This window comes from Bacillus sp. BB081 (assembly GCF_008368895.1).
Taxonomy (GTDB): domain Bacteria; phylum Bacillota; class Bacilli; order Bacillales; family Bacillaceae_G; genus Bacillus_A; species Bacillus_A wiedmannii.
Genome location: NZ_QOZX01000083.1, coordinates 1 through 22115, shown reverse-complemented (window position 1 = coordinate 22115; position 22115 = coordinate 1). Strand labels below are relative to the sequence as shown.

Annotated in this window: 22 protein-coding genes; 3 read left to right on the top strand and 19 right to left on the bottom strand. The window is 34.3% G+C overall.

The features are described from left to right. Nucleotides 1–76: 76 nt before the first annotated feature. The gene (locus DN394_RS25290; protein ID WP_001087713.1) at nt 77–352 is read left to right on the top strand and encodes a hypothetical protein; all 276 of its coding nucleotides are present in this window, start codon (nt 77–79) and stop codon (nt 350–352) included. Nucleotides 353–419: 67 nt separating this feature from the next. Here DN394_RS25290 and DN394_RS25285 read toward each other — a convergent pair whose 3' ends face one another. The 5 genes from DN394_RS25285 to DN394_RS25265 all read right to left on the bottom strand — a co-directional run bounded on the left by DN394_RS25285 (nt 420) and on the right by DN394_RS25265 (nt 3693). Beyond that, the gene (locus DN394_RS25285; protein ID WP_000120818.1) at nt 420–653 is read right to left on the bottom strand and encodes a YuzF family protein; all 234 of its coding nucleotides are present in this window, start codon (nt 651–653) and stop codon (nt 420–422) included. A 232-nt stretch (nt 654–885) separates the two neighbouring features. After that, nucleotides 886–1119 carry a hypothetical protein gene (locus DN394_RS25280; protein ID WP_000340034.1) on the bottom strand — a complete coding sequence of 78 codons (234 nt, stop codon included), beginning with the start codon at nt 1117–1119 and terminating at the stop codon, nt 886–888. Between the two features lie 295 nt (nt 1120–1414). Then, on the bottom strand, nt 1415–1561 hold the full coding sequence (locus DN394_RS25275) for a BC1881 family protein (protein ID WP_000738548.1): 147 nt from the start codon (nt 1559–1561) through the stop codon (nt 1415–1417). Between the two features lie 545 nt (nt 1562–2106). Continuing rightward, entirely contained in the window at nt 2107–2568 is a 462-nt protein-coding gene (locus DN394_RS25270; protein WP_000486298.1) for a CarD family transcriptional regulator, read from the bottom strand. A 216-nt stretch (nt 2569–2784) separates the two neighbouring features. Further along, nucleotides 2785–3693, bottom strand: coding sequence for an acyl-ACP desaturase (locus DN394_RS25265; RefSeq protein ID WP_000957101.1), 909 nt, complete (start codon nt 3691–3693; stop codon nt 2785–2787). Nucleotides 3694–4232: 539 nt separating this feature from the next. Here DN394_RS25265 and DN394_RS25260 point away from each other — a divergent pair. After that, complete coding sequence (locus tag DN394_RS25260; RefSeq protein WP_098953390.1) at nt 4233–4532, top strand: hypothetical protein; 300 nt, start codon at nt 4233–4235, stop codon at nt 4530–4532. Nucleotides 4533–4899: 367 nt separating this feature from the next. Here DN394_RS25260 and DN394_RS25255 read toward each other — a convergent pair whose 3' ends face one another. After that, nucleotides 4900–6126, bottom strand: a complete 1227-nt coding sequence (locus DN394_RS25255) for a phospholipase D-like domain-containing protein (protein WP_098953388.1) — start codon at nt 6124–6126, stop codon at nt 4900–4902. Nucleotides 6127–6337: 211 nt separating this feature from the next. Between DN394_RS25255 and DN394_RS25250 the strand changes: the two genes are divergently transcribed. Further along, entirely contained in the window at nt 6338–6538 is a 201-nt protein-coding gene (locus DN394_RS25250; protein WP_000218935.1) for a DUF1657 domain-containing protein, read from the top strand. 691 nt (nt 6539–7229) lie between these two features. On the opposite strand, the gene DN394_RS25245 is transcribed toward DN394_RS25250, so the two are convergent. From DN394_RS25245 to DN394_RS25185, 13 genes are all read right to left on the bottom strand, one after another. Further along, the gene (locus DN394_RS25245; RefSeq protein ID WP_098953386.1) at nt 7230–8114 is read right to left on the bottom strand and encodes an alpha/beta hydrolase; all 885 of its coding nucleotides are present in this window, start codon (nt 8112–8114) and stop codon (nt 7230–7232) included. A gap of 171 nt (nt 8115–8285) precedes the next feature. Next, nucleotides 8286–9281 (bottom strand): CgeB family protein, encoded by a 996-nt coding sequence (locus DN394_RS25240; RefSeq protein ID WP_098953385.1) that lies wholly within the window; start codon nt 9279–9281, stop codon nt 8286–8288. A 284-nt stretch (nt 9282–9565) separates the two neighbouring features. After that, the gene (locus DN394_RS25235; protein WP_098953383.1) at nt 9566–10165 is read right to left on the bottom strand and encodes a DJ-1/PfpI family protein; all 600 of its coding nucleotides are present in this window, start codon (nt 10163–10165) and stop codon (nt 9566–9568) included. Nucleotides 10166–10220: 55 nt separating this feature from the next. Further along, nucleotides 10221–11204, bottom strand: coding sequence for a phosphotransferase (locus DN394_RS25230; protein WP_098953381.1), 984 nt, complete (start codon nt 11202–11204; stop codon nt 10221–10223). Nucleotides 11205–11260: 56 nt separating this feature from the next. Further along, a complete protein-coding gene (locus tag DN394_RS25225) occupies nt 11261–12091 on the bottom strand; it encodes a GNAT family N-acetyltransferase (protein ID WP_098953380.1) in 831 nt (276 codons plus the stop codon). A gap of 145 nt (nt 12092–12236) precedes the next feature. Beyond that, nucleotides 12237–12641 carry an arsenate reductase (thioredoxin) gene (gene arsC, locus DN394_RS25220; RefSeq protein ID WP_098128120.1) on the bottom strand — a complete coding sequence of 135 codons (405 nt, stop codon included), beginning with the start codon at nt 12639–12641 and terminating at the stop codon, nt 12237–12239. A gap of 26 nt (nt 12642–12667) precedes the next feature. Then, nucleotides 12668–13708: an ACR3 family arsenite efflux transporter gene (gene arsB, locus DN394_RS25215; protein ID WP_098084563.1), complete on the bottom strand. Its 1041-nt coding sequence runs from the start codon at nt 13706–13708 to the stop codon at nt 12668–12670. Between the two features lie 18 nt (nt 13709–13726). Next, entirely contained in the window at nt 13727–14164 is a 438-nt protein-coding gene (locus tag DN394_RS25210; protein ID WP_098084562.1) for an ArsI/CadI family heavy metal resistance metalloenzyme, read from the bottom strand. A 60-nt stretch (nt 14165–14224) separates the two neighbouring features. Continuing rightward, the gene (gene arsR, locus DN394_RS25205) at nt 14225–14530 is read right to left on the bottom strand and encodes an arsenical resistance operon transcriptional regulator ArsR (RefSeq protein WP_000046014.1); all 306 of its coding nucleotides are present in this window, start codon (nt 14528–14530) and stop codon (nt 14225–14227) included. A gap of 533 nt (nt 14531–15063) precedes the next feature. After that, nucleotides 15064–15573 (bottom strand): DinB family protein, encoded by a 510-nt coding sequence (locus DN394_RS25200; RefSeq protein WP_098953376.1) that lies wholly within the window; start codon nt 15571–15573, stop codon nt 15064–15066. 795 nt (nt 15574–16368) lie between these two features. Beyond that, the gene (locus DN394_RS25195) at nt 16369–18444 is read right to left on the bottom strand and encodes a serine hydrolase domain-containing protein (RefSeq protein WP_097915205.1); all 2076 of its coding nucleotides are present in this window, start codon (nt 18442–18444) and stop codon (nt 16369–16371) included. 712 nt (nt 18445–19156) lie between these two features. After that, a complete protein-coding gene (locus DN394_RS25190; RefSeq protein ID WP_149294353.1) occupies nt 19157–21013 on the bottom strand; it encodes an alpha/beta fold hydrolase in 1857 nt (618 codons plus the stop codon). A 58-nt stretch (nt 21014–21071) separates the two neighbouring features. Beyond that, on the bottom strand, nt 21072–21638 hold the full coding sequence (locus DN394_RS25185) for a TetR/AcrR family transcriptional regulator (RefSeq protein WP_001072317.1): 567 nt from the start codon (nt 21636–21638) through the stop codon (nt 21072–21074). Nucleotides 21639–22115: the final 477 nt, after the last annotated feature.

Sequence of the window (22115 nt, the reverse complement as noted above, 5' to 3'; positions counted from 1 at the left end):
TGTGAATTTAGGTAATCTAATATTTTCCATTCAAATATGATAGAATAGAAGTATATCCAAAACGGAGGAATAACAAATGAACTCAAACACAAAACAGTTTATTTATGATATCCAGCAACGAAAGAACAATTATATAGAAAATGCTTTAATAGCAATACAACACCCTAAAAAAGAGCAATCTGAACAGGTCATTCAAAATATAGTAGAGAAAATGGATATGATGATTAGTCTAGTTACTACGTACATGAGAATTGAATCTGGATCTACGAAAGAATTAAAAGAACTTCAGAAAGAAATTATCCATGCTCAAGCATATATCCAAAAACGAAAATTTGAAGAAACACAGAGATAAAACCCTGTGTTTTTATTTGATGCTCTATGACGCTAATCAGTTATAAATCAAATTACATGTAATTTGATTATTGTTTTGGCATAATCCATACAATTTGTTGAATGCGTACAATATATGGCACCGTATCTTCAATGAGCAAATGATCGGGTTTCACATCCTTTAATTTACCTCTTATATTTCCTCTTACAGTTTCAATAACCACATGTTTACCAATTACTGATTGTAATGTCTGATATACATAGGGATTAGGCACACTTACCATATTTTGTTTACTAAAGTCATTTCCCTCCAAATAACTCATTCTATAAGACTCCTTTCTAACTCGCATTCTTTCTCCTAATATACGATCTTATAAATATGCTAGAAGGATAATTCATTATATGAACGGAAATAACATTTTAATAAGATACGGTTTCTATTTCTACATTGCTAAAAAATTATTTATATAAAGTTACTTTTACTAGTTAATAGGTGAGAATATAGGGATATTTTGAATGTACATCTAGGTTGTTCCTTTCAGGATATGTATCATTTTAAATACGCCCTTTATTAGAATAGTACTCATACTTTTTTTGAGATTCTTTCGTAATACGTGCGTTAAGTAAAATTGCTAACAATAAAAACACTCCATATTTTCCCCCTGTAGCTCCTATGATAATCACACTACTACAAACAAGTACAATTAATAGGATAAACGAAACTAAATAAATACGATCATAATTCTTTGACATCTTCTCGTATTTTATGCGTTCTTTCCTTGCATCCATCTAAATTCCTCCTTTAAATAATCCATTTCACTCTCAAATAAATCTAGCCCTTAAAAAGGAAACACTCTATCGTTTTAAATAATTAGTTTGTTTTTTATCAACTAATTTATATAACGTAAAAAGAAATCCTACCAATACTAAGCTCTCCACCATGATAATCCCGACCCTCTCCTTCCTTCTAATCCCAACACATCAGATAAAAGTTATGTATATCCCATATTAGCTGCAACAAGCAAAAAGGATCCCCCTTCTCTTAAAGGCCGATCCTTTTCTCCTTGTATGCAACTATTTTTACCTATTCTTGATTAATTAGAATAATAGCTGGTCCATCTACACGAATTCCACCAACTTCGATTTTTTCATAAGACTCAACTGTAATAGAGATGATCCCTTCTCGCTTCTTTAATTCATTACTTAATTCTTTTGTTAACATTTTTTTCATGTGTATACTCCTTCTTACTGCTTAATTTACTATTGGTATGTAAATAAAATTTAAATTGGTTTCCTGTTCTGGAAACCAATTTTTTGTAGTTGACCATATGGTGTTACCAGTTCGTTTATCAATTTTACGTAAAGAAGATAAACAATTACTATTCACCGTCTCAGTAGATATAAGGCACTCTTACAGATAGTGGTGAGATTGATTGTTTTTCTTCTAGAAATAATGACTTAGATAGTATTTACCTAAAACAATGAAAGCCCTACCTCTCTTTCATCCTTACGGCTCCTTGTCCGTGCCAGTGTGAATCAGGATTGTAAAAATCAAGTGACTATTTAATCGAGTTATTTGATGAAACTTCAAACGTTCGTAAAAGAAATTTAAAAATAAAAATGGATTAGATTGAAGTAATAACAAAAGAGGTATCTACTCTAAAAGTGAGTTGAAGAAATTGAATATCTTTGAAATACTTTCCTTTTAATAATCAACATATACCCAGAAAATTCAGGATATTTCCGAGAGATGTCATACAGTATTTATAATAAATCTCAACAGAAACTTTTTATTTGTTTTTCAGTGATTCCTTTAATTAATTCTAGCTCACTGACCAAAAATTTATATGCATCATCCAACAATTTTTTTTCGCTTGTATTCAGTGCTTTTTCCTTCTTTATACGGATTAAATCACGTATAACTTCAGCACCTTCTTGTATTTCACCCGTTTTTATTTTATCTGTGTTTACTTTATACCTTTGTTTCCAAGGCATTAATTCGCCTGATTCTCCATGCTGAAAAATGTGTATAATGCGTGTTAATGTAAGTATATCAATAACTGGGCGTATATTCGAACTCAATATTTTGCCCTTAGGAATCATGATTTGCATATTACTAATGGACATTTTTATGACATAATAAAGTTGCTTTTTCCCTGAGAACTCTTTTTCTTCTATGGCTTCAATTATACCTGCTCCGTGCATTGGATAAACAATGTTATCGCCAATTTGAAACATATAACCCACCTCCATATGTGGTAACCTTCTCAAGCTTAACACATATGTTATTTTTTATCAAATATTCAATAATATCATGAGTTTATTTTTGGTGTCAATCACTTTTTTATTTAGAAGTTAAATTAAGTAAAACAGCCGCAATATAATAGAGAGCGTTCTAGATTTCAAATAAAAGAAAAGGGAATTCCCACGCGCATATTCTGAAATCTCTACTCATTAACGTAGATCAGTTTTTCCTTGAAAACGGCCAAATCGATCCCGTATTTTTTTCAATCTTATATGATACTCCAAAATCTCAATTCTTGCTTTTTCTGCTAGAGGGGCAATTGGTCGTAAGTCTTTTAACCCCCAATACTCAACCACTACATCAAGTACTTGATCAAAATATTGTAGTGGCCCATAGTTTGCTTCTTTTGCAATCACAGCCATTCTATTTTCAAAATCAGGCATGACGGCACCTGGCATTTTAAAATTCCTAATCACATTGGCAATATGGTAGCAATAATTTGGTTCCAATTCTAAATGTGTTCGAATAACATCTCGATAAAACGCATAATGAAGTGTTTCATCTTTTGCAAGACGGCGTAATAATGTAGCAAGATCTGGATCATGCTTACTTGCCACCTTAGCTACATTATTGTAAAACACCATTGTTGCAAGTTCTTGTAGCGTCGTATACGTCATGGCTTCGATTGGTGTATGAAAATCAGGCTCAAATCCACACTCAACGACTGATTTTCTTAATTCATGTATACGTTTAGGGTTTACACTTCGAGTGAGTAGTAAATATGTCTCTAATAAATTCGAATGTTGATCCTCTTCTGAGGTCCAAGTATGAATAAAGTCTGTAATAACAGAAAGGGAACCTTTAAAAGTCGCAGATAAATACGTTGTAAACCACGGTAAATTCACTTCTGTTAATAAAGCTGTTTCAATGGCCGTAATTACACCAGAAGGGAGAGTAACTTGACTTTCATCCCAAGGAACTCTTTTAAAGTCCATTCCCTTATCCCATGGTAAAAACTCATGATAACCCCAGTCTATCTTCTGCGCTCTTATTTTATGTTGTTCATACAGTTCTTTTAAACGTGGTTCTAATCGGAAATCTAAATCATTTGTTAGCATATAAGTGCCCCCTTTTCTTACCATGAATATTCAGCTTATTTTTATCTCTAAAAATTTTCTACAAATAAATATTACTTTCCTTTTTTTTAATCCAACATAACAAACTTGTAACAAAACTCTTTAAGAGCGCTATATTTTCATAGAATTTTTTTATCAAAAGAGGGACCGTTACATCTATTTTCTTTTTTTATAAAATAGATATTGAGGCATACAATATGTTAGTTAGTCAAAATAAAAAACTAACCTCAGTAAATACAGAATAACATTCATGGATAAAGATACTCGTCATGTTGTAAATTTTGGTGAGTGTAAAAAGGTGCATGCCTATAAAGAATCGTTTTATAATAAAGATTGATAGTGTTTTATATACACTATCAACTTATTTAGACGTAAGATTATAATCCAATATATTAGATTAAGCGCTTGAAAAAAATACAGTTGATGAGATAGCCTTAAACGACAATTCCCAACAAGCTTAATGCACATTGGCTATGATGAGTTTGAAACAGGATACAACAAAAAGGGACGAGGCGATAAACATGCAGTCAACGGAAGCGTATATGAAGGAAAAACAACGTAGAGAAAAAATAGAAATTATATTTAGTCACAGGGTAAAAGGAGAGAATTTTTTTCACGGTTCTTCCTATCAATGGAAAAACATTGTATATCAAAATTATAATAGGATACAACAAAAAGAGTTGGAAATTGAACAACTCATTTCGAAAATGGAAAAAGAAGGGATCCGTTTTACACAGCACCGTTCACTCATACACTATCCCGTCATTGATTTCGTAAAATATATAGCTAAGATTTATAAGGAGCCCCTCGAAATAAAATAATCATATTTATAAAAGGTTTATTTCCAGGGATTTTTTTAACTTAAAACCAGGGTACCGCCCCATTTCCATCAAGATAAAGTTTTATAACAGCCCCAAAACGAAATTTTTAGGTTTTATTGTAAAAAAAGCCTATTTATCATTTTGGGGGTGACCTGTTTTCTTAGGTTGATGGGGTACCGCCATCAACCTAAGATTACCCAAAGATCTAAAAAGCCATGCCATTGCTTCTCCACGACGAGATCGTGAAATACATCAATCACAGCCTTTTCTATCGAACTTGTAGCAACTGCCCAGCTGATTCCATGGAGAATATGTAAAATCACTAAGCATATAGCCCCTGTTATCCAAGTATAAAAATACATTGTCTTTACAAATAATACTCAAATATTTTTGCAACCTTTTCTTTTATTTTTTCTTTTATAGATAATTGGTTGACGTCAGAGGATGTTACTTGCTTTGAATTTTGTAAGTCTGCATTAATCACTGGTTTTATTCTCGAAATATAGATAGGGTCATGAATATAACAGTTCATTTCTTCATTTAAATGAAACGAGCGTGAATCAAAATTCACGGTCCCAACCATCAATACTTTTTCATCAATCAAAAATACTTTACCGTGCAACACCCCATTTTTGTAACCATATACTTCCATCCCCTGTTTTAATGCTTTTCGGATATATGGATATGCTGCTTCTTTAACTAATAGTGCATCCGAATGAGGTGAGAATAGAATTTTGACACGGACTCCCCTCTTTCTTGCATCTACTAATGCGTTCCAAATAGTTCTGTCTTTTGGTATAAAATAAGGTGTTAATATAATAATGGATTCTTTTGCTTGTTGAAACAGCATTTTATAATCTTGCCCAAGTTTTTCTCCACTATAATATGCAGTAAATCGTTGCGAGGTTGCTCCCTTTTCCTTTACCGCATTGTGTATCGGAATCGGTTTCTCTGAGTTTCTCTTCCAGTCTAATACAAATTGTTGTTCTAAATCTTGAACTCCTTCTCCTCGTATTTGAAGATGATAATCTCTCCAATAACCAAGTTTTTCTTTTTCTCCCAAATACTTCTTTCCGATGTTGAATCCACCAATGTAACCAACCTTTCCATCAATAACTGAAATACGACGATGATTCCGATGATCCAAAGAAGAAAAAAGATAAGGGAAAGCAGGTTTATTGTAATATGTAAAATGAACTCCTTTTTTAACTAATAATTCTCTTTCCTTTTTCTTTAGTAAAATTCCACCTAACCTGTCCAAAGCATAGTATACTTCTACACCTTCTTGACTTTTTTTCCGCAATAACTCTAGAAACTGATGGCTTACTTTATCATCAGCAATAGAAAAAAAGTTAACATGCACGTAATGCTTTGCTTTCTCTATATCTGAGAATAGTTGATTGTTTAACTGTTTCCCATCTGTATACAAAGTAATATCACTTTGACGCATAGGGTATTGACTAGAATTCTGGCTAAATACCCCATTTTTTTCGGCTATCATTCTTTCAATTTCACCCCAAACAAACAGAACTAAACATCCACCGATAAATAAAAAGAGGAATACTCGGAAAATTCTTCCTATCTTTTTTAGCATATTTAATCTCCTTTATATATTATCGTTTTATTTCTGTTAGTTTTTGTTATTGGGACAAAACTATTCCATGTATCTATTAGCTAAAAAAATCCTTCTTTGAATGATTAACTATAAAATTTCTCATTCGCATAACCCTAAAATTGGAAGTCGTACGATGATAACAAAATAGGCACTCTATATTTTGAAGTACATTTACAAGGAGGAATACTACATGACAGTAAGTACTAAACTTAAACAAACTATCGCTGGATTAAAGAGTGCTCAAGCATGCCTAGAAGGATTTGTTCTTGATACTGATAACAAACAAGCAAAACAATTATATACAGGTGCAGCACAACAAACTCAAGAAATTATTGAATCTTTAAATCCTCGTCTTCAACAAATTGAACATGAAGAGCCTCAGTACAAGTAATAACATAATACCTTTCACATAGAATATCATCCCCATGGAAGAGTGCCCAGCTTAAATAACGATTATCATAATGCTGATTACGATTAAAGGTTCTCACCATATTGCCATCAATTCAAGAATTCAAAATTACCCCAAAACGAAAAAATGAGTTCAACTCTCATGGACACCTATGAAAAGATGAAATTTTCGTTTTTGGGGCATTTCAAAATGTTAGCTTGATTGGCATAGGGGTAGCGCCACATACCCATCAAGCTAACAATGTATATTCCATGCACTTTCGTTCTTGATGCTCACATGCTTGATATTTTTATTTGTTTTTAAAGTTTGCTTTTGATTAAAAGGGAAAATACACGCTATAAAAATAAAAACCCAATATCTCTATATTTAAATCAAGAAATCTAGGTTTAGTCACGTAATAATATTTTTTATTTAAAACAGATAACTAATTAATAATCCTGCCGATAATAAAAAGCCAAAAATCGTTCTTGCTCGCACGATAACTTTGCATCAAAATATCGCTTTTTCTAATATGGGGTACAGTTGAGATACATGAAATTTGGGGTATTAGGCTTACAACTGTTTGGACTTATAGCTAGCTTTATTATCTCTATTTACAAGGAACTGATTATGACAACTACATTAAGTTTTTCAAAAGAAAATCCGTTGCTTAAATTCGAACAACGGACCTTCTTTATATGAACCAATTTAAAACATCCTCAGCAATCTCTTCTGGTCTATCCCAATGCATTAGGTGCCCTGTATCTATATAAAGCTTAGTCGTAATATCAATATGCTTTTTAAATTCCTCAATCTGTAATTCTCTTATTTCTAAATAATTATGTGGGAGATCACAATACAATAATAAAATATCATTTTTAATTTCATGCGATTTCAACGTTTTATACACCGTATATTGAAACTTAATTACACTTCTAGCGGTATCGCCATTAGCATGCCATTTCACTTTATTATCTTCTTCTCGTATTAAATCATAAACCGCACGTTCTATTAATGGTGACCATCTACTGTAAACCATTTTTTCTGATTGAATGAATGCTTCTTTACTGTCAACAATATATTCATCAAAATCTTTTTCGTAATGGGTGATTTCTTCCTCTAAGGATCGTGGTGGACACTCTCCTTCTTTCGCATCTTTATATAGCTGCGCAAAATAATCTGCATTCATTTTACCATGATGATAACCACCATCTAACAAAACCATTTTATTCACTTTTTCCGGACATTCTGCTGCATAGTGAAGCGCAACGCTTGCTCCCCATGAATGTGCTACTATATGAAAGGTTTCTTTTCCTAGCCGCTCAAGTAATGCTACTACCCACTTTGTTAAATGAGATGCACCGTAATCTTCATCTTTCCCGAAACTTGGTGTTTTCCCATGTCCAGGTAGATCAAATGATACAATATGATAGTTATCTTTTAAAAGTTCCGCTATTTCGATAAAACTTAATTTTGTACTTCCTAAACCATGAAAACAAATGATTTGAGGATTACTTTTATCTCCCCATTCACAAACACTTGCTTCATATTCGCCAAATTCTACAAAAAAGTGATTCATTTTTAATCTCCTCTAATTATTAGATGTAAATTAGTTTGAATGCAAAATTGTTATTTTATAATAAATGAATTCTACAAATTTATCCAAATCCCTTTTTCGTAAATAATGTTTATAAATACTAGAACTCTAGTTGAAAGCACTAAACGCTTATCATTTAAATTAATGGTTAAACTACATCTTCACGCCTATGAAATTAATATAGTTTAATAATTGTAATATACGTTTATCATATGTGTGATTTCTCAAAGTTCTATCCAGTCCATTTTTTGCTATTTGTTTTCTTTCTTGTACATGTTCCAAATAATACTCTGCTTTTTGTATAAAATCTGGTGCACTGTAAAAGGTTGCTATTTCAACACCTGGTATGTAATGCTTTGATACATCTGGGCGTATATCAGTTAATTGAAAAGAACCTACGGCATTAATTTCAAACGTCCTATTGTTTACTGAATACGCTTGGATATTTGCAGCATTACAATTCAATTCCTGATCATTTGGTGAACGGTGTAAATTTATATTGATTTTAGTCGATACGTAAAATTGTAACGCATCTTCATACTTTGCAAGTGGTAAGAGTTGTATTTTATCCTTTAATCTTTCATAATTCTTTAACTTCTCCCAACCGAACCCCACAATTTTTATGTTTTTTTCTGCTAAATACTCTGAAATAGAATCAACAAAGGTAATTCTATTTTCAAATGCTGTGCCTATAAAACTAAGATCATACTTATATGTATCTTCTTTCTGAGAAGGTTTAAACACATCTTGATTCGCCGCTAATGGAAGATGAAACACATTTTTACATCCTAACGCTCTATAAAACTTGATACAATTTAAATCTTGCGTAAATATGTAATCATAATATGGAACAAGATTTTGTGTTACATCTGTATAATAAGGATCATCTGTCAGCCAAAGTCCAGTAGTAAAACCTGCACTCTTTAGGACTGGCATGACACTAATAATTCCCGCGTTTAAACCACCGAGTACCAAAATAAAATCCGGTTTCATTTTTAATGCGGTTTCTATCGCTCGTTCTGGGTTCACCATAATTGTATTACTGTTTACCTTTTGTAAACTATTCAAAATTGCTGCTTCGATCATTGGGTAATAAAAAGGAATTCCTGATTGAATAAATAAAATTTTCTTAGGCGTATTGTCTTTCATGTCATCCCCCCTACTTCTACATAATCAAAGTGCACAAAAATTAGCAGTCTTTATTCATTTTATGACATCTTACTTTACATGTATAAGCAACGTTTATGTCCATTATGTTGAACTTCCCTTATTTTAGAAGCTGTCACGAAGGGAATAAAATTAGGTTATATTCAGCCCAATTATTAAACATAAAAAATGAATACATAAAAAAAGAGCCTGCTCGTATAAGTTGGCTCTTTCTCTTTTAAAATATCTAAAACGTTCTACAACAAAAAACTATGATTACGGTCACATTACTTCCAAACAACACCTCGCCGCTCATATTCCATTCTATATTCAACAGCAGCTGCAATTTTGGGACTTGCGAACCTTTCCGTTACCCAAAGACCTAAATCAAGCCCTGAAGTAACTCCTCTTGCGGTAATACTATCGCCTTGATCCACAATTCTGTAAGGAAGAAATTCTGCCCCATATGTAGGAATTTCACTCTGCGCCAAATGATGCATGGTTACCTTTTTATCATTCAATATACCGGATGCAGCTAGTAACATACCTCCCGTACAAACTCCAGCAACAATCGTTCCTTTATTGTGCATCTCTCTAATTATTTTAGTCAAAGTACCAAGCTCAGCTTGCTTTCGCGCCCCATGTTCAGCTTTATGATTCCAGCCACCACCAGGCACAATTAATAAATTTGGACGATTATCCATTCGTAAAAAATCATGTAGTTTAATCGTAACTCCGAACGAAGTAGTAACTTCTTGTTTTCGTTCACTTGATACGAGTTCAACCGTAAATGGAGCCCCTTCTTCTATCGCTCTTTTCAGTACTTCAAAAGGTGCAAAGGAGACAAGTTCTCCGAAACCGTCAAACAATACAATTTGTATTTTCATTTTTTAAACACCTCACATGATTTCTTTTTTGAATCCCATATTAGAAGAATAAATGTTATCTACAAATTAACAATGACAACAGTCTTTCTCCCCTTATTTTATAAACTCTCAAATGTTCTACTAATGCACTCTCGTCACCTATTAGACTCAACGTCTTTTTAACGAAGTTCCAATTTAGACTACCGGATAACCATAGTAGTGAAGAAAGTCTTTTATAATCATTTGAAGTTAAAATGTTATTAGCTCCATACCCTTTTAAAAATGCTCTAGCAACTTTCGAACATACTTTATGCGACTGTATTCCTTTCGTTCGAGAGTACCATTTTATTAAAAAGGCTAGTCCTTCAATTCGATCTACATATCCAATCGATTCTAAATCTATAATTCCTTTTACACATTGATTGGAGTTCCATATGACATTTAAAGGATTTAAATCTGTTTGCACAATAAACTCCAAACCATTCGTATGTGCGCATTCTAAATGATACTTAGCTAGATTCATATACCTCTGCAATTCCTTACATGTACCACCTTTATTTTCTAACAACTTTATAAACTCACCATATCCATCTAAATGAGATTTCTTTTGAAAAATCGAGCTTTGAAATGTACTAGAAATATCATGTATCTTTCTTGCTTCCTTTCCAAAGACTTCTGCCATCGTTTCTGTGCAATGAGTAACATGTTCCCCTTCCATCCAAGTAGACAATACAAACCGATACTGTTCATCATTCCAAGTGACACATGTAAAGGACCCTCCCGCCCTATTTTCCTTAATCTGCATAAATGGGATTCCATGCTCTCGTAAATAATACGTAAACCGTACTTGCTCTTTCAATTGTTCATTTGATAACGTCCCAAAGGCTGGATTAATTGTTCGATTGCTATTTATAAATCGTGCGGAATACCGATTCCCATTCACCATGATTTTATAGTGTAAATCTGTATGCCAGCTATTCTTATGTAGTTCTTCTTCAACTATTAGTGAATGAATTTCTTTAAAGTAGTTTATTAATATGTCTTTTATTATGTGTTTCATCCTATTCTCCTTACATGTAAAAACTTTTGATGATAGGTTTGCAAAATACACTTAATTTACTCAAAAGGAAAATAATATCCTACATAATTAAACACATTTGTAAAACCTACATTTTCTACAACGGCCACAGAAGGCTTATTTAATTCCATGCAGTCCCAATATGGAATTATATTATTCTCCAAACACTCTTTTACGAAACTATGAGCTATCGTTTGCGCTAATTTTCTACCTTGGTGACCTTCTATCGTTTCAATATCTATGCAATGTATATTTTCAAAAACGAACCCTGAAAAACATACACTTATAACCAGGTTGTCAAAAACTATACAATAACCTATTGCCTCGTTAAAAAATTCATCAAGCGAGGACCAAAACTCTAAAATTTTTGATTGTAAAAATTCAATATTCTTCAATACATTCCCTTGATTTTCATAGAGAGCTTTACTCATTTTTATCACTGTATACCCTTGTTCAATTTTAGGTTCATGATTCCCCTCATAATCCTCTTCCTTGAGCGTATACACTCTTTGATTCCAACTCTTTAATTTACGATGTTGAAATATTTTTCCGATTGTTTTATTCCACTTTGAATGATTACCAATTGCTTCAAAGCAATCTAGTCCAGCCTTTCTGGCCTCAGGTTCTATCACATTATCAATAAAACTATTCATTTCATTATTAAACTTTTCATTTTCTGCACTTCCTATAAAAAAGAAGCCATCGTTATTCCCTAACCAAATAAGTCCTGAATTAGGAGAATAGATGTTATCTACAAATATACGACCAGGATTCACCCCTGCAATTACAGCCTTCACTTCTAATTGCCCTTTTTCATTTACTAAACCGTTACATTTATAAAAATCATTCATGCTTAATTCAGAAATCATATGTTATGCCCCCCCTGAAACTGCTCTATTCTAACTTTACCATCATGACAGAATATTCTCTATTCGTTTTAATAGTTGTTTTAAACTAATGAAATATAAAATAAAAAAGAGCCAATCCCTATAAATAGAAGATTGACTCTTTACTTTACTCCCCTGTTTCAGAAAATCTTTTAATCCGTTCTCCAATTTCATCACGAACCCGCTGAAACTCAGACCACTCTTTTCCTGCTGGATCATCAAATCCCCAGTGAACACGATTTACATGCGGCGGAGTAGATGGGCATACAGCATCTGCATGACTACAAAGGGTAACGACTAAATCAGCGTTATTTAAAATGTATGAATCAATCATATCTGATGTTTGATTCGTTATGTCAATATTTACTTCATTCATTGCTTTAATAGCATTTGGATTTACTCCGTGTGCTTCGATCCCTGCAGAATAGACACTCCACTTATCTCCTAAATATTGTTTGCCCCAGGCTTCTGCCATTTGGCTTCGGCATGAATTTCCTGTGCATAAAAAGTAGATTGTCTTTTTGTTCTCCATGTTGTTTTCCACCTTTATTTTTAAATTTAGACTGGTTGATCATTAAAGTATTTACGTTTAAACCAAAAAGCAACGTTTACAAGTGCAATCATTACAGGAACTTCAACTAACGGTCCGATAACAGCTGCAAATGCTGCGCCTGAATGAATACCAAACACACCAACTGCTACAGCAATTGCTAACTCAAAGTTATTACTACCTGCTGTAAATGCTAACGTTGTCGTCACCGGATAGTTTGCACCAATTTTTCTTCCCATAAAGAAAGAAACAAAAAACATCACAATAAAATAAATGAATAACGGAATTGCTATTCTTACTACATCTAATGGTACGCTAACAATCATTTCCCCTTTTAAGGAGAACATAACGATGATTGTAAATAGTAATGCAACTAATGTAAGTGGACTAATCTTCGGTATAAATACCTTTTCATACCATTGTCTTCCTTTTAACTTAACGAGTATAAAACGTGTCAACATACCTGCTATAAAAGGAATTCCCAAATAGATAAATACTGATTTCGCTACTTCTACCATTGTAATACTAACGATAGCTCCTTCAATTCCTAACCATTCTGGAATGACTGTTACAAACACGTATGCATAAACGGAGAAGAATAACATTTGGAATACTGAGTTAAAAGCTACTAAACCTGCCGCATACTCTTTATCCCCATCAGCAAGGTCGTTCCAAACAATTACCATTGCAATACAACGTGCTAAACCAATCATAATGAGCCCGACCATGTATTCTGGCTTATCAGGAAGGAAAATAATTGCTAAAACAAACATAAGTACAGGTCCAATAATCCAGTTTTGTACTAAAGATAGAACTAACACTTTTACATCTTTAAATACCCGACCCATTTCCTCGTAGCGAACCTTCGCTAACGGCGGATACATCATTACAATTAAACCAACAGCAAGCGGGATAGACGTTGTTCCAACTTGTAATGTATTCAGTCCATCTACTACACTAGGAAACACAAATCCTAAACCAATCCCAACAGCCATCGCTAGAAAAATCCATAGTGTTAAATATCGGTCTAAAAAAGATAAACGTTTCATTTTATTCTCCATCTCCTATTAACAACAAGAATTTTTATCTACTACGTTAGAAGTTGTGCAACAAGATGAATCTTCAATTTTATGAACATCACTATGTGCTTTTGTATAAAAGAACTCCCACTCATTCCCATCCGGATCCGTTATCCAAAACTTATCTTGAACCGCATAGCAACAAGTCGTATCCATCTCATCACGTGCAAAGAACCCTTCTTTTTCTAATCTTTCTTTATGCAATGTAATCTCTTCAGCTGTATCCACTTGGAAACCGAAATGATTTACCTGATTTCCCTTCACTTCATCTCGTACGTTCAGCGTGAAATTAAGTCCCGGCGTCTCTAATAAAAATTTTGCATAATCCACTTTCACCTTAACTGGTGACACACCAAATACCTTTTCATAAAATTCAATAGACTTCTCTAAATTCGTAACATTTATACCAACGTGAACATATCTCATACTTTATTCCTCCTCTTTACATGTTATTAATCAATTTTTTTTGATTAATAGTGCAAAATTTTAACAACAGCTTCCTTTGCCTGTTTTTCTAAAGATACAGCACAATTCTTCTGATAATAAATTATTTACTTCCGCATCATTTAAATCATAATAACTCCACGTACCTTTTGTTTCTTTTACAATTAAACCTGCATCTAATAAGATCTTTAAATGATATGACAATTTAGATTGCGTCATTTCAAAAATCTCTGTTAAATCACATACACAAGTCTGGCCTCGCTGGCAAAGTTCATACATAATCTCTAAACGCTTTTGATCTGCCAACGCTTTAAACTTTTTCTCATATAGCTGAAAATCTTGTGCCACTGTAGTTCACTTCCCTTCATCAACTTTTTTGATGTTTATAGTATATACGCTGATTCAGTCTTGATGCAACTACTTCATCAATTTTTTTTGATTTATATAAAAAATTTCCTCGCTCATATCTTTGTTACAATTAAAAAAGACCATAGCCTTTTCAAAAATGAAAAACTATGGTTCTTTTTACAACTTAATAGTTACAATATTTCGGAGGAATGGAGTCTCTATAACTGTTTTAAATTTTAATTTGATCATTATAGAGTAGTGCCCCATCACCATCAAGCTAAGAAAAACAAATACCCCCAAATGAAAAAAATCGATATAACTCTTCGGCAAATAAAGATAACTCTTGTTTTTGGTGCATATTCATAAAAAGCACGTCACCCTTCCTCATTAACATAAGAGAATAGTAACGTGCTTTTAATTTCAAAAATAGTCTAAATCCTTAAGTTGATGGTTGTGGGGCGAGACCCGAATAAGAACGGTATCTAAGGTTGTATGAGAGGTGTTAGTTCCATTCCAAAGGCCTCAGCCGACGATTAACTCAAGTACCGGTTTCGGATAACCCCCATGTGATGAAGTTCGTGTCCTGCGATGCCGTACGCGAGGGCGCGCGCCGTAATGCTTAGGTTGTTGGCTGTGCCCTTGCGGGTCCACGCCTCCGCCGGTAGCCCGCGCAGCAATGTGATCGTTGATTGCCGTACGGCCCGGTAGTCTTCGGCCAATTGCGCGGTTGTCCAGCTTCCAAAAGGAGGCATGAACAATTCCTGATCGAAACCGGTCAGCGGCGTCTGGTCCCCTCTTGCGAACCGGAGCAGGCGGTAGGTCATGACGCGTTCCGCGTCTGCGATGTGGCCCACGACTTCTTTCAGCGTCCATTTTCCTTCCGCATACCGATACGCGGCCTGGCTTTCGGTCAACGATGTCAGGAGCTCGGTCATTTGCTTTTCCTGGGCGAGCAGAATATCGATGATGTTACCGTCCGGCACCAAACGGATATATTCGCCGGAGTTCCCGGCGTATTCTTCTTCTGACGGTCTTTGATTCATGCGTAGTCACCTCTTTATGTAGATATAGAAAATTATAGCACTCGTCTATGTCTAATAAATTCGCGAAATGATAGAACTTCCCTTCTAATAATTGAGGAGAAGCAACTATTTAGTTGGTCGGTCGCCACACTATCCTGATTCGTTAGCACAATAAGCAATGCTAATCAATAATGCATAAAAGTTATCTGTTATACAATATTTCGAAGTTATTAATATATAAAGGTAACACCTTCTTTTTTTAATTTAAAGATGAATTTCCAATTATATTTTGAAATGAACCGAAGTAAAACACACTAGTCTAACTACTTTTTTATACAAGATTTTATGAAAAAAAGAATAGCGAAGATCCCTAGAATCCCCGCTATATCAATGATGTATAAAATCTCGTATAAGAGATAGATAGGCATCGAGACAAAAAATTTAGTAAAAACAAGGATTTTATGAAAAACTTGCTACCGATAACGAGAATAATGTAAATAAGCTGTCCATGTGGACAACTTATTATTTTTTTGCTTAGTGTGCAAAATTCGCGTCTTGTTGGCGGGACCCCATCACTATCAAGCTAAGGTTTTATCCTGCCCCCTAAACAATAATTTTTTACATTTTTACTCTAGGGATGTCAATTTTACTATTTTGGGGGTATTTATTTTTACTAGCTTGATGGGCATGTGGTGCTATTCCGTTGCTATTAAGTTAAGAATTTAAGTGTAATATCATTTAAGGGAATACTTAAGATACAAATAAAATATCTTTTCCAAGTGGTACTGTTTTATTAAAGTCTACCCCGAGTTGTAGCTAGTTCAATGCGATTGTAAATTCTGAGTTCGGTGCGCCAGCAAATACAACCGTTCCGTTCTCTGGTAGTTTCACTTTTTTATTATCACTAACAACACTAAAATTGACGCATACCCCATTTTCATCATACACCGCGAATGAACTTCCTGATGGCAACTCCACAGTCATCGTTTTCCCTGCTGCCGTTTGCGGAATCGTAAACCATTTGGCATGCCCATTTTCTTGCAGTGCAACTTTCGATAATTGACCTGCATCAAGGGATTTTACGTTAGATTCACTGACGTATAAAAAGCTGGCCATCTCCATATATTCAGTACCATTCTCTGTATAAAAATGAGCTTCCTTCGTATCCCGCCCATTCATCACGGGAATCTGAATTTGATGCATCGCCGAATTTGGACCTGTAATTTGTTTGCCGTCCCAATACCCATCCTTGATCGTAATTTGTGTGTTAAGAGGCATTAGTTGTCCTAGATAGTTCATAGAATTAAATTTTTCGTTAACGAGGTAGAACTTGCCACCCTCACGCTTCGCCCATGCAGCAGCTGTTTTCTTCGGTAACACATTGTTTTCTAATTTTTGGGCTAAATATTGAGTCAGAACATTTTGCCCCAATCCCGGCGATAATTCATATGCGCTCTCTCTCAAATAAACTTTTCCATTCTTCTCAGTAACGAAGTTAAGCTTGGAGGTACCCTTCTCATTTATAAAGCTTCCATCCGCCGTATATACATATTTTTCTTCCGGTTTAATTGGTAAAAACAGTTCTCCCTTCTTCGTAATTTCTATTTTGAAATGGCTGCGGCTATTTCCATAAAAACCCGCTTTTTTTACCACGTCTTGAGGCACTTTAGCCTTGACGGGCTTGCCGAAGGATTTATCTGGTTTTATATCCTTAATTGTTCCTTTCTCTTTAAGCCTAGCTAGCAGTAATTTGTTTGCCAACAGTTGATTTGTCATGCTGCTGCCGCCGGAGGACAATACAGCTGCTGCCATCTTCTGTTCTGGAAGCACGACCAATGTAGCATGTTGCAGTATCGTATCCCCACCCTTAGTCAACGCTTTTATCCCATATTCACTGAATGGGTATAGTTTCACACTATCCCAGCCAAGACCATAGTTGAACACATTTCCGCTATCTCCCGGCCACATTCCTTTTTTATATTCTTCTTGTTCCATCGCCTTGACTGCTTTATTAGAGAGAATTTCTTTTCTCTGTCCCATAAATATTTGTGAGAATCGCACCACATCTTCTGCAGTAGAAGAGATTCCTCCCGTACCAATCAGATTTACCATTTCACTTGGAAGCTGTCCCTGGTACGTCGGAGAATACTGTCCAGCCCGCTTTTCGTCTTCCCATTTGTCTTGCGATGTTATCGTATGATTCAGTTTTAATGGCTCTGTAAACTTTTGATGTAGAAATTCAGTAAAACTCATACCGCTGACTCTTTCTACCAAGATCTCAGCCAGCGTAAAACCGTCATTACAGTATACTGAGAACGCGCCAGGGTCTGCCTTCAAGTTTTGGTTGGACAATTGTTGCAACAAGATATCATGGGCATAAGCATCATTATCTTTAAATAAAAATGCATTATTGAATGTCGAACCTTGCAAACCCGAGGAATGATTCAACAGCATACGCGGTGTAATGCGCTTATATCGTTTATCTTTCATTTTGAAATCAGGAATATAGCGGGCAACAGGAGCATCCAAATCAACTTTTCCTTCGTCTACTAGTTTCATAACAGCCGCAGCCGTATATACTTTACTGGTTGAACCAATTCCGAATAGAGTATCTTTGGTTAGTGGCTCTTTTCCTTCTATGTCATTTTTGCCTGTCTGCCCCGACAAAATAAGTTTACCATTATCAATCAGCGCATACTGCACGCTTGTCGTCTCATAGGACTTCGTGAGTAGTTCAGCGTTCTCTGCAGCAATCTTCTCCAAATCTTTGCTAGCAACTTCTTGGCTAGATACAACCGGAGTCTTACTACTAGAAGACGCTATCGCTCCTGTTGGCAGGCTCATCGTTAGAGCCAAAGTAGCGGCTAACACCCCAGATAATTTATTTTCCATAAAAAAATGCCTCCTTAGATAAATGATTAATTTCATCTTTTATTTGTTCAATTACAAAAATTACATAAACTACTATTCTGGCTTTATCCATACTGTCGTAACAAACGGTAAAACCTTTCTTTTTCACATGTATGTTAGTACCATAAATGATTTTTTTATTTAGAATGCGCTTATTACTAGTTTGGTTTTCGTATAAATAAATCCTATTTATCCTCCCTCTTTTGTGCTTCTCTATATTTGTATCCTACATAATAAAAATTTCTTTTTTCTTATGCATTTCTTACAATTTCCTTACGTTCAAATCACTTCTATAATTAGGTAGGTTTTATTTTAAAATCTCCAGGATAATAAATTCTTATATAATCCCACGATTTCATAGAAGATGGATTAATAACCCTGCGCCAAATCATCATGCACATCTCTGATATATCCTTGGATTCCCCCTTCAACCTTTACCACAGTTCAAACCGATATCAACACTTCTTCACGTTCTTATAAATAGCAATAACTAATTAACTCCTTACCAGAAATACCTTAATATAGAAAAAGAGAGATAAGGTTAAAATGCCTTTATCTCTCCTTTTTTCTCACATATTATGCGAAGTTTTTTTGTTTTGGATTAATCTCTTTTCTTAGCTTGATGGCGATGCAGTACGATTTTATTTCAAAGACACAACGATCTTACTACACACTTTTTATTTATCCCACACTCTCATCTGCTAGTATTACTATTTTTTATTACTAATGTTGCCGTTTCACTCGGATGGCTAAGAGGAAAATGATGGCCATATGGAACAAAATCAACCTTACCAAGATACGATGGAGCAGAATAGCCTCTGTCATAATCCCCCCAAATAATGTGAAGATTATACTTTGTTACTTCATTGAAATCACCTTGATCGTTTTTCAGTAGTAAACTGTTAAGCTGAACCGTAGTATTTAAAATTCTAGGAGAAGTAAAACTGTTACTTATTTTTTCGATATAATGTTCAGGGATGCTCTCCATACTTTCAAACAAACCATTACTTAATAAATAACGCCCTATCAAATTAGTAGTTGCCAATTTTAATGTCCATTTGTTCATAAATTGGGGAACATTTAGCGATTTAGCATTTTTTTTAGCAACAGGTGGCTGAAGTAAAGTGATTGAATACTTCTTATCTATGTACTCTTGTACCAATGCTTCCAGAAGAATAAACGCACCGAATGAATGGCCAATTAGATGTGCACCATTAGTAGCTTTCTCCAATAACTTTTTCACTACATTCAAATAGACATCTAGAAGATTTTTCTCTCGTTTAAAAGGAGAACGTCCCAAACCTGGAAGATCCAAGATCCATACAGGTTGACCAGTTTTTTCATGAAGCTCTTGTGCTAAAGGAAATAAATCCTCTCCATCACTCAATAAACCATGTAATAAAATAAACGGTTTACCCTCTCCTTGTAATTGGTAAAGGGTATTGTTATCGCATAATGTTCGTTTAAATAAATGATTATGCTGGCCATTTTGATACATCATTCGATAATCCAGATCAGCTACTACGGCAGGGAAAAATTTCATTACATTCGTCTTCTTAAACCAATCTCCTCCCATAATTTTTTTCGCTGAAACATTTGAAAATTTTCTTTTTGTAATAAAATTCAGTCCATCAGAAGGAATTTTTGTTATTTTACTTACTCCACTATTCATAATTGCTTTCATAAGTGGCATTGGGACAGAGATTTTTGGTGCCCTCATATTCATACTTTCCGACATAATACTTAATAATTCAGCAATGTTCTGATCGTGCTGTTTGTCTTCAACAAGTGTATATGTTTGAATAGTCGGTTGCTCCAATCTGAAAACCTGCACAATAAACTTCGCAAGCTCATCGTTTGAAATAAGTGGTAACCTATATCCCTTACCTCCAGGAATCACTGGCATGAGCCCTCTTCGCATACTCATCACAAGCAAACCTAATCCTGCTATCTGCTCTGTACTCCCTGTTTTACTACTACCGACTACAGTTGGCGGATTAATTACAGAAAGCGGATAACCTACTGCTGATGCCTGGTGACGGATATAAAGATCTGCTAAAAATTTTGTTCTCTCATATGGATTTTTTATTTTCAAATAATTGTTTCCTTCTTTAAACACATCAATTGCAATCTTGCTATTTTTATCATCAAAGGGACTCATATAACCTACAATATGAATAAATTGTTGCAAGCCCTTCAATTGATGAATGCTTTTAGCTAATTCACTAATGTGTTTGGCGCCATTTAAAAATACGGAAGCTGCCTCTTTACTTGTCGCTTGAATATCCATGGGGCCTCCTGCGTGAATAATCACATCCGTTTTCAATACCCTCTCCTTATCTTCAGCACTTAGACCTAAATCTATTTTCGTCAAATCACCTTCAATAAAGTGCATAACTGCCTTTTTTAAGATGCCTCTTTCTTGAAAAATGCGTATTGCTTTACTTTTCGACCTTACTAAAAGAAGAATTTTAACATCCTCTTTGGCTAATTCTTTTACTAATTGCTTTCCAATAAAGCCTGTTCCACCAGTTAAAAATACTGTTCTCATATAAAATCCCCTTTTTAGTACTGCTTAGTACTAATTTGATGTAAAAAAAATGCTTCTTTTATCGAAGCAATTTTAAAAAATGATCTGCTGTTTTCGTAATTACAGTTGCATCTTTCAATGTTTCTGAAATAAATAACGCTCCTTCAAGATTTGTAATAAAAAGTGATGCAACCTCATCAATATTAATCGTATTTCTGAATTCTCCATTCTCTACCCCTTGTTTAAGTAATAGAGAAACTTTCTTTTGTAATCCTATAAAAAAAAGACCTATTTTTTCTTTTATTTGCGTGGCCTGTTTAGGACTTTGAATATAAAGAGTGATAAATGGACAGCTCCCCTTATACTCTCTCGACTGAACTCCCTGTGATAATTGCTTTAAAAACAGTTGGATACGATCTTCAACTAAAAATTGGTTTTGAGAAAGTACGTCATCAATTGCAGATTGATACATTTCAATCCAATAATCAACGACCCCTTCTAATAATACTTCCTTATTAGAAAAATGATAATACACATTAGACTTTGAAACTTTGCTTACACGTACTAATTCATCCATACTTGTATAAGCAAACCCTTTTTCTAAAAATAATGTTGCAGCTACTTCAATCACACGTTTTTGATTCATTAATTTTACCTTTGTCATAACTAGAACTATATAGTACTAATTTAAATGTTGCAAGTATTTATGTTAATTTAGAAAAAAGTTTGATTAAAAAAGTTCCACTAACATTGATTTTACTGCAAAAAAATCTTATTTTGAATAAAGTTGAACTGAACCCCGAAATTGTTAATTCACTATCGTCTAATAGGGGTCACCATACATGCCCATCAACTTAAGAAAAAGAAATGCCCCCAAAACGAAAAAATGAGCGGCTTCTCAGAATAGCTATCTGTAGAGAAAGAAAATTTTAATTTAGGGGGATATGAAAGTATTAGCTTGATGGTGATGTGGTGCTCCCCCATCGCTATCAAGCTAATATTCTGAAGTACGCCCAAAATGGGAATTTTATATTTCTATGGTTAATTAGATCTTAGTTATTTTAGGAATCCTAAATTTCCTCAGTCCAATTTAGAAGTTCTTTTCAAAAAATAGGGTTCTTAA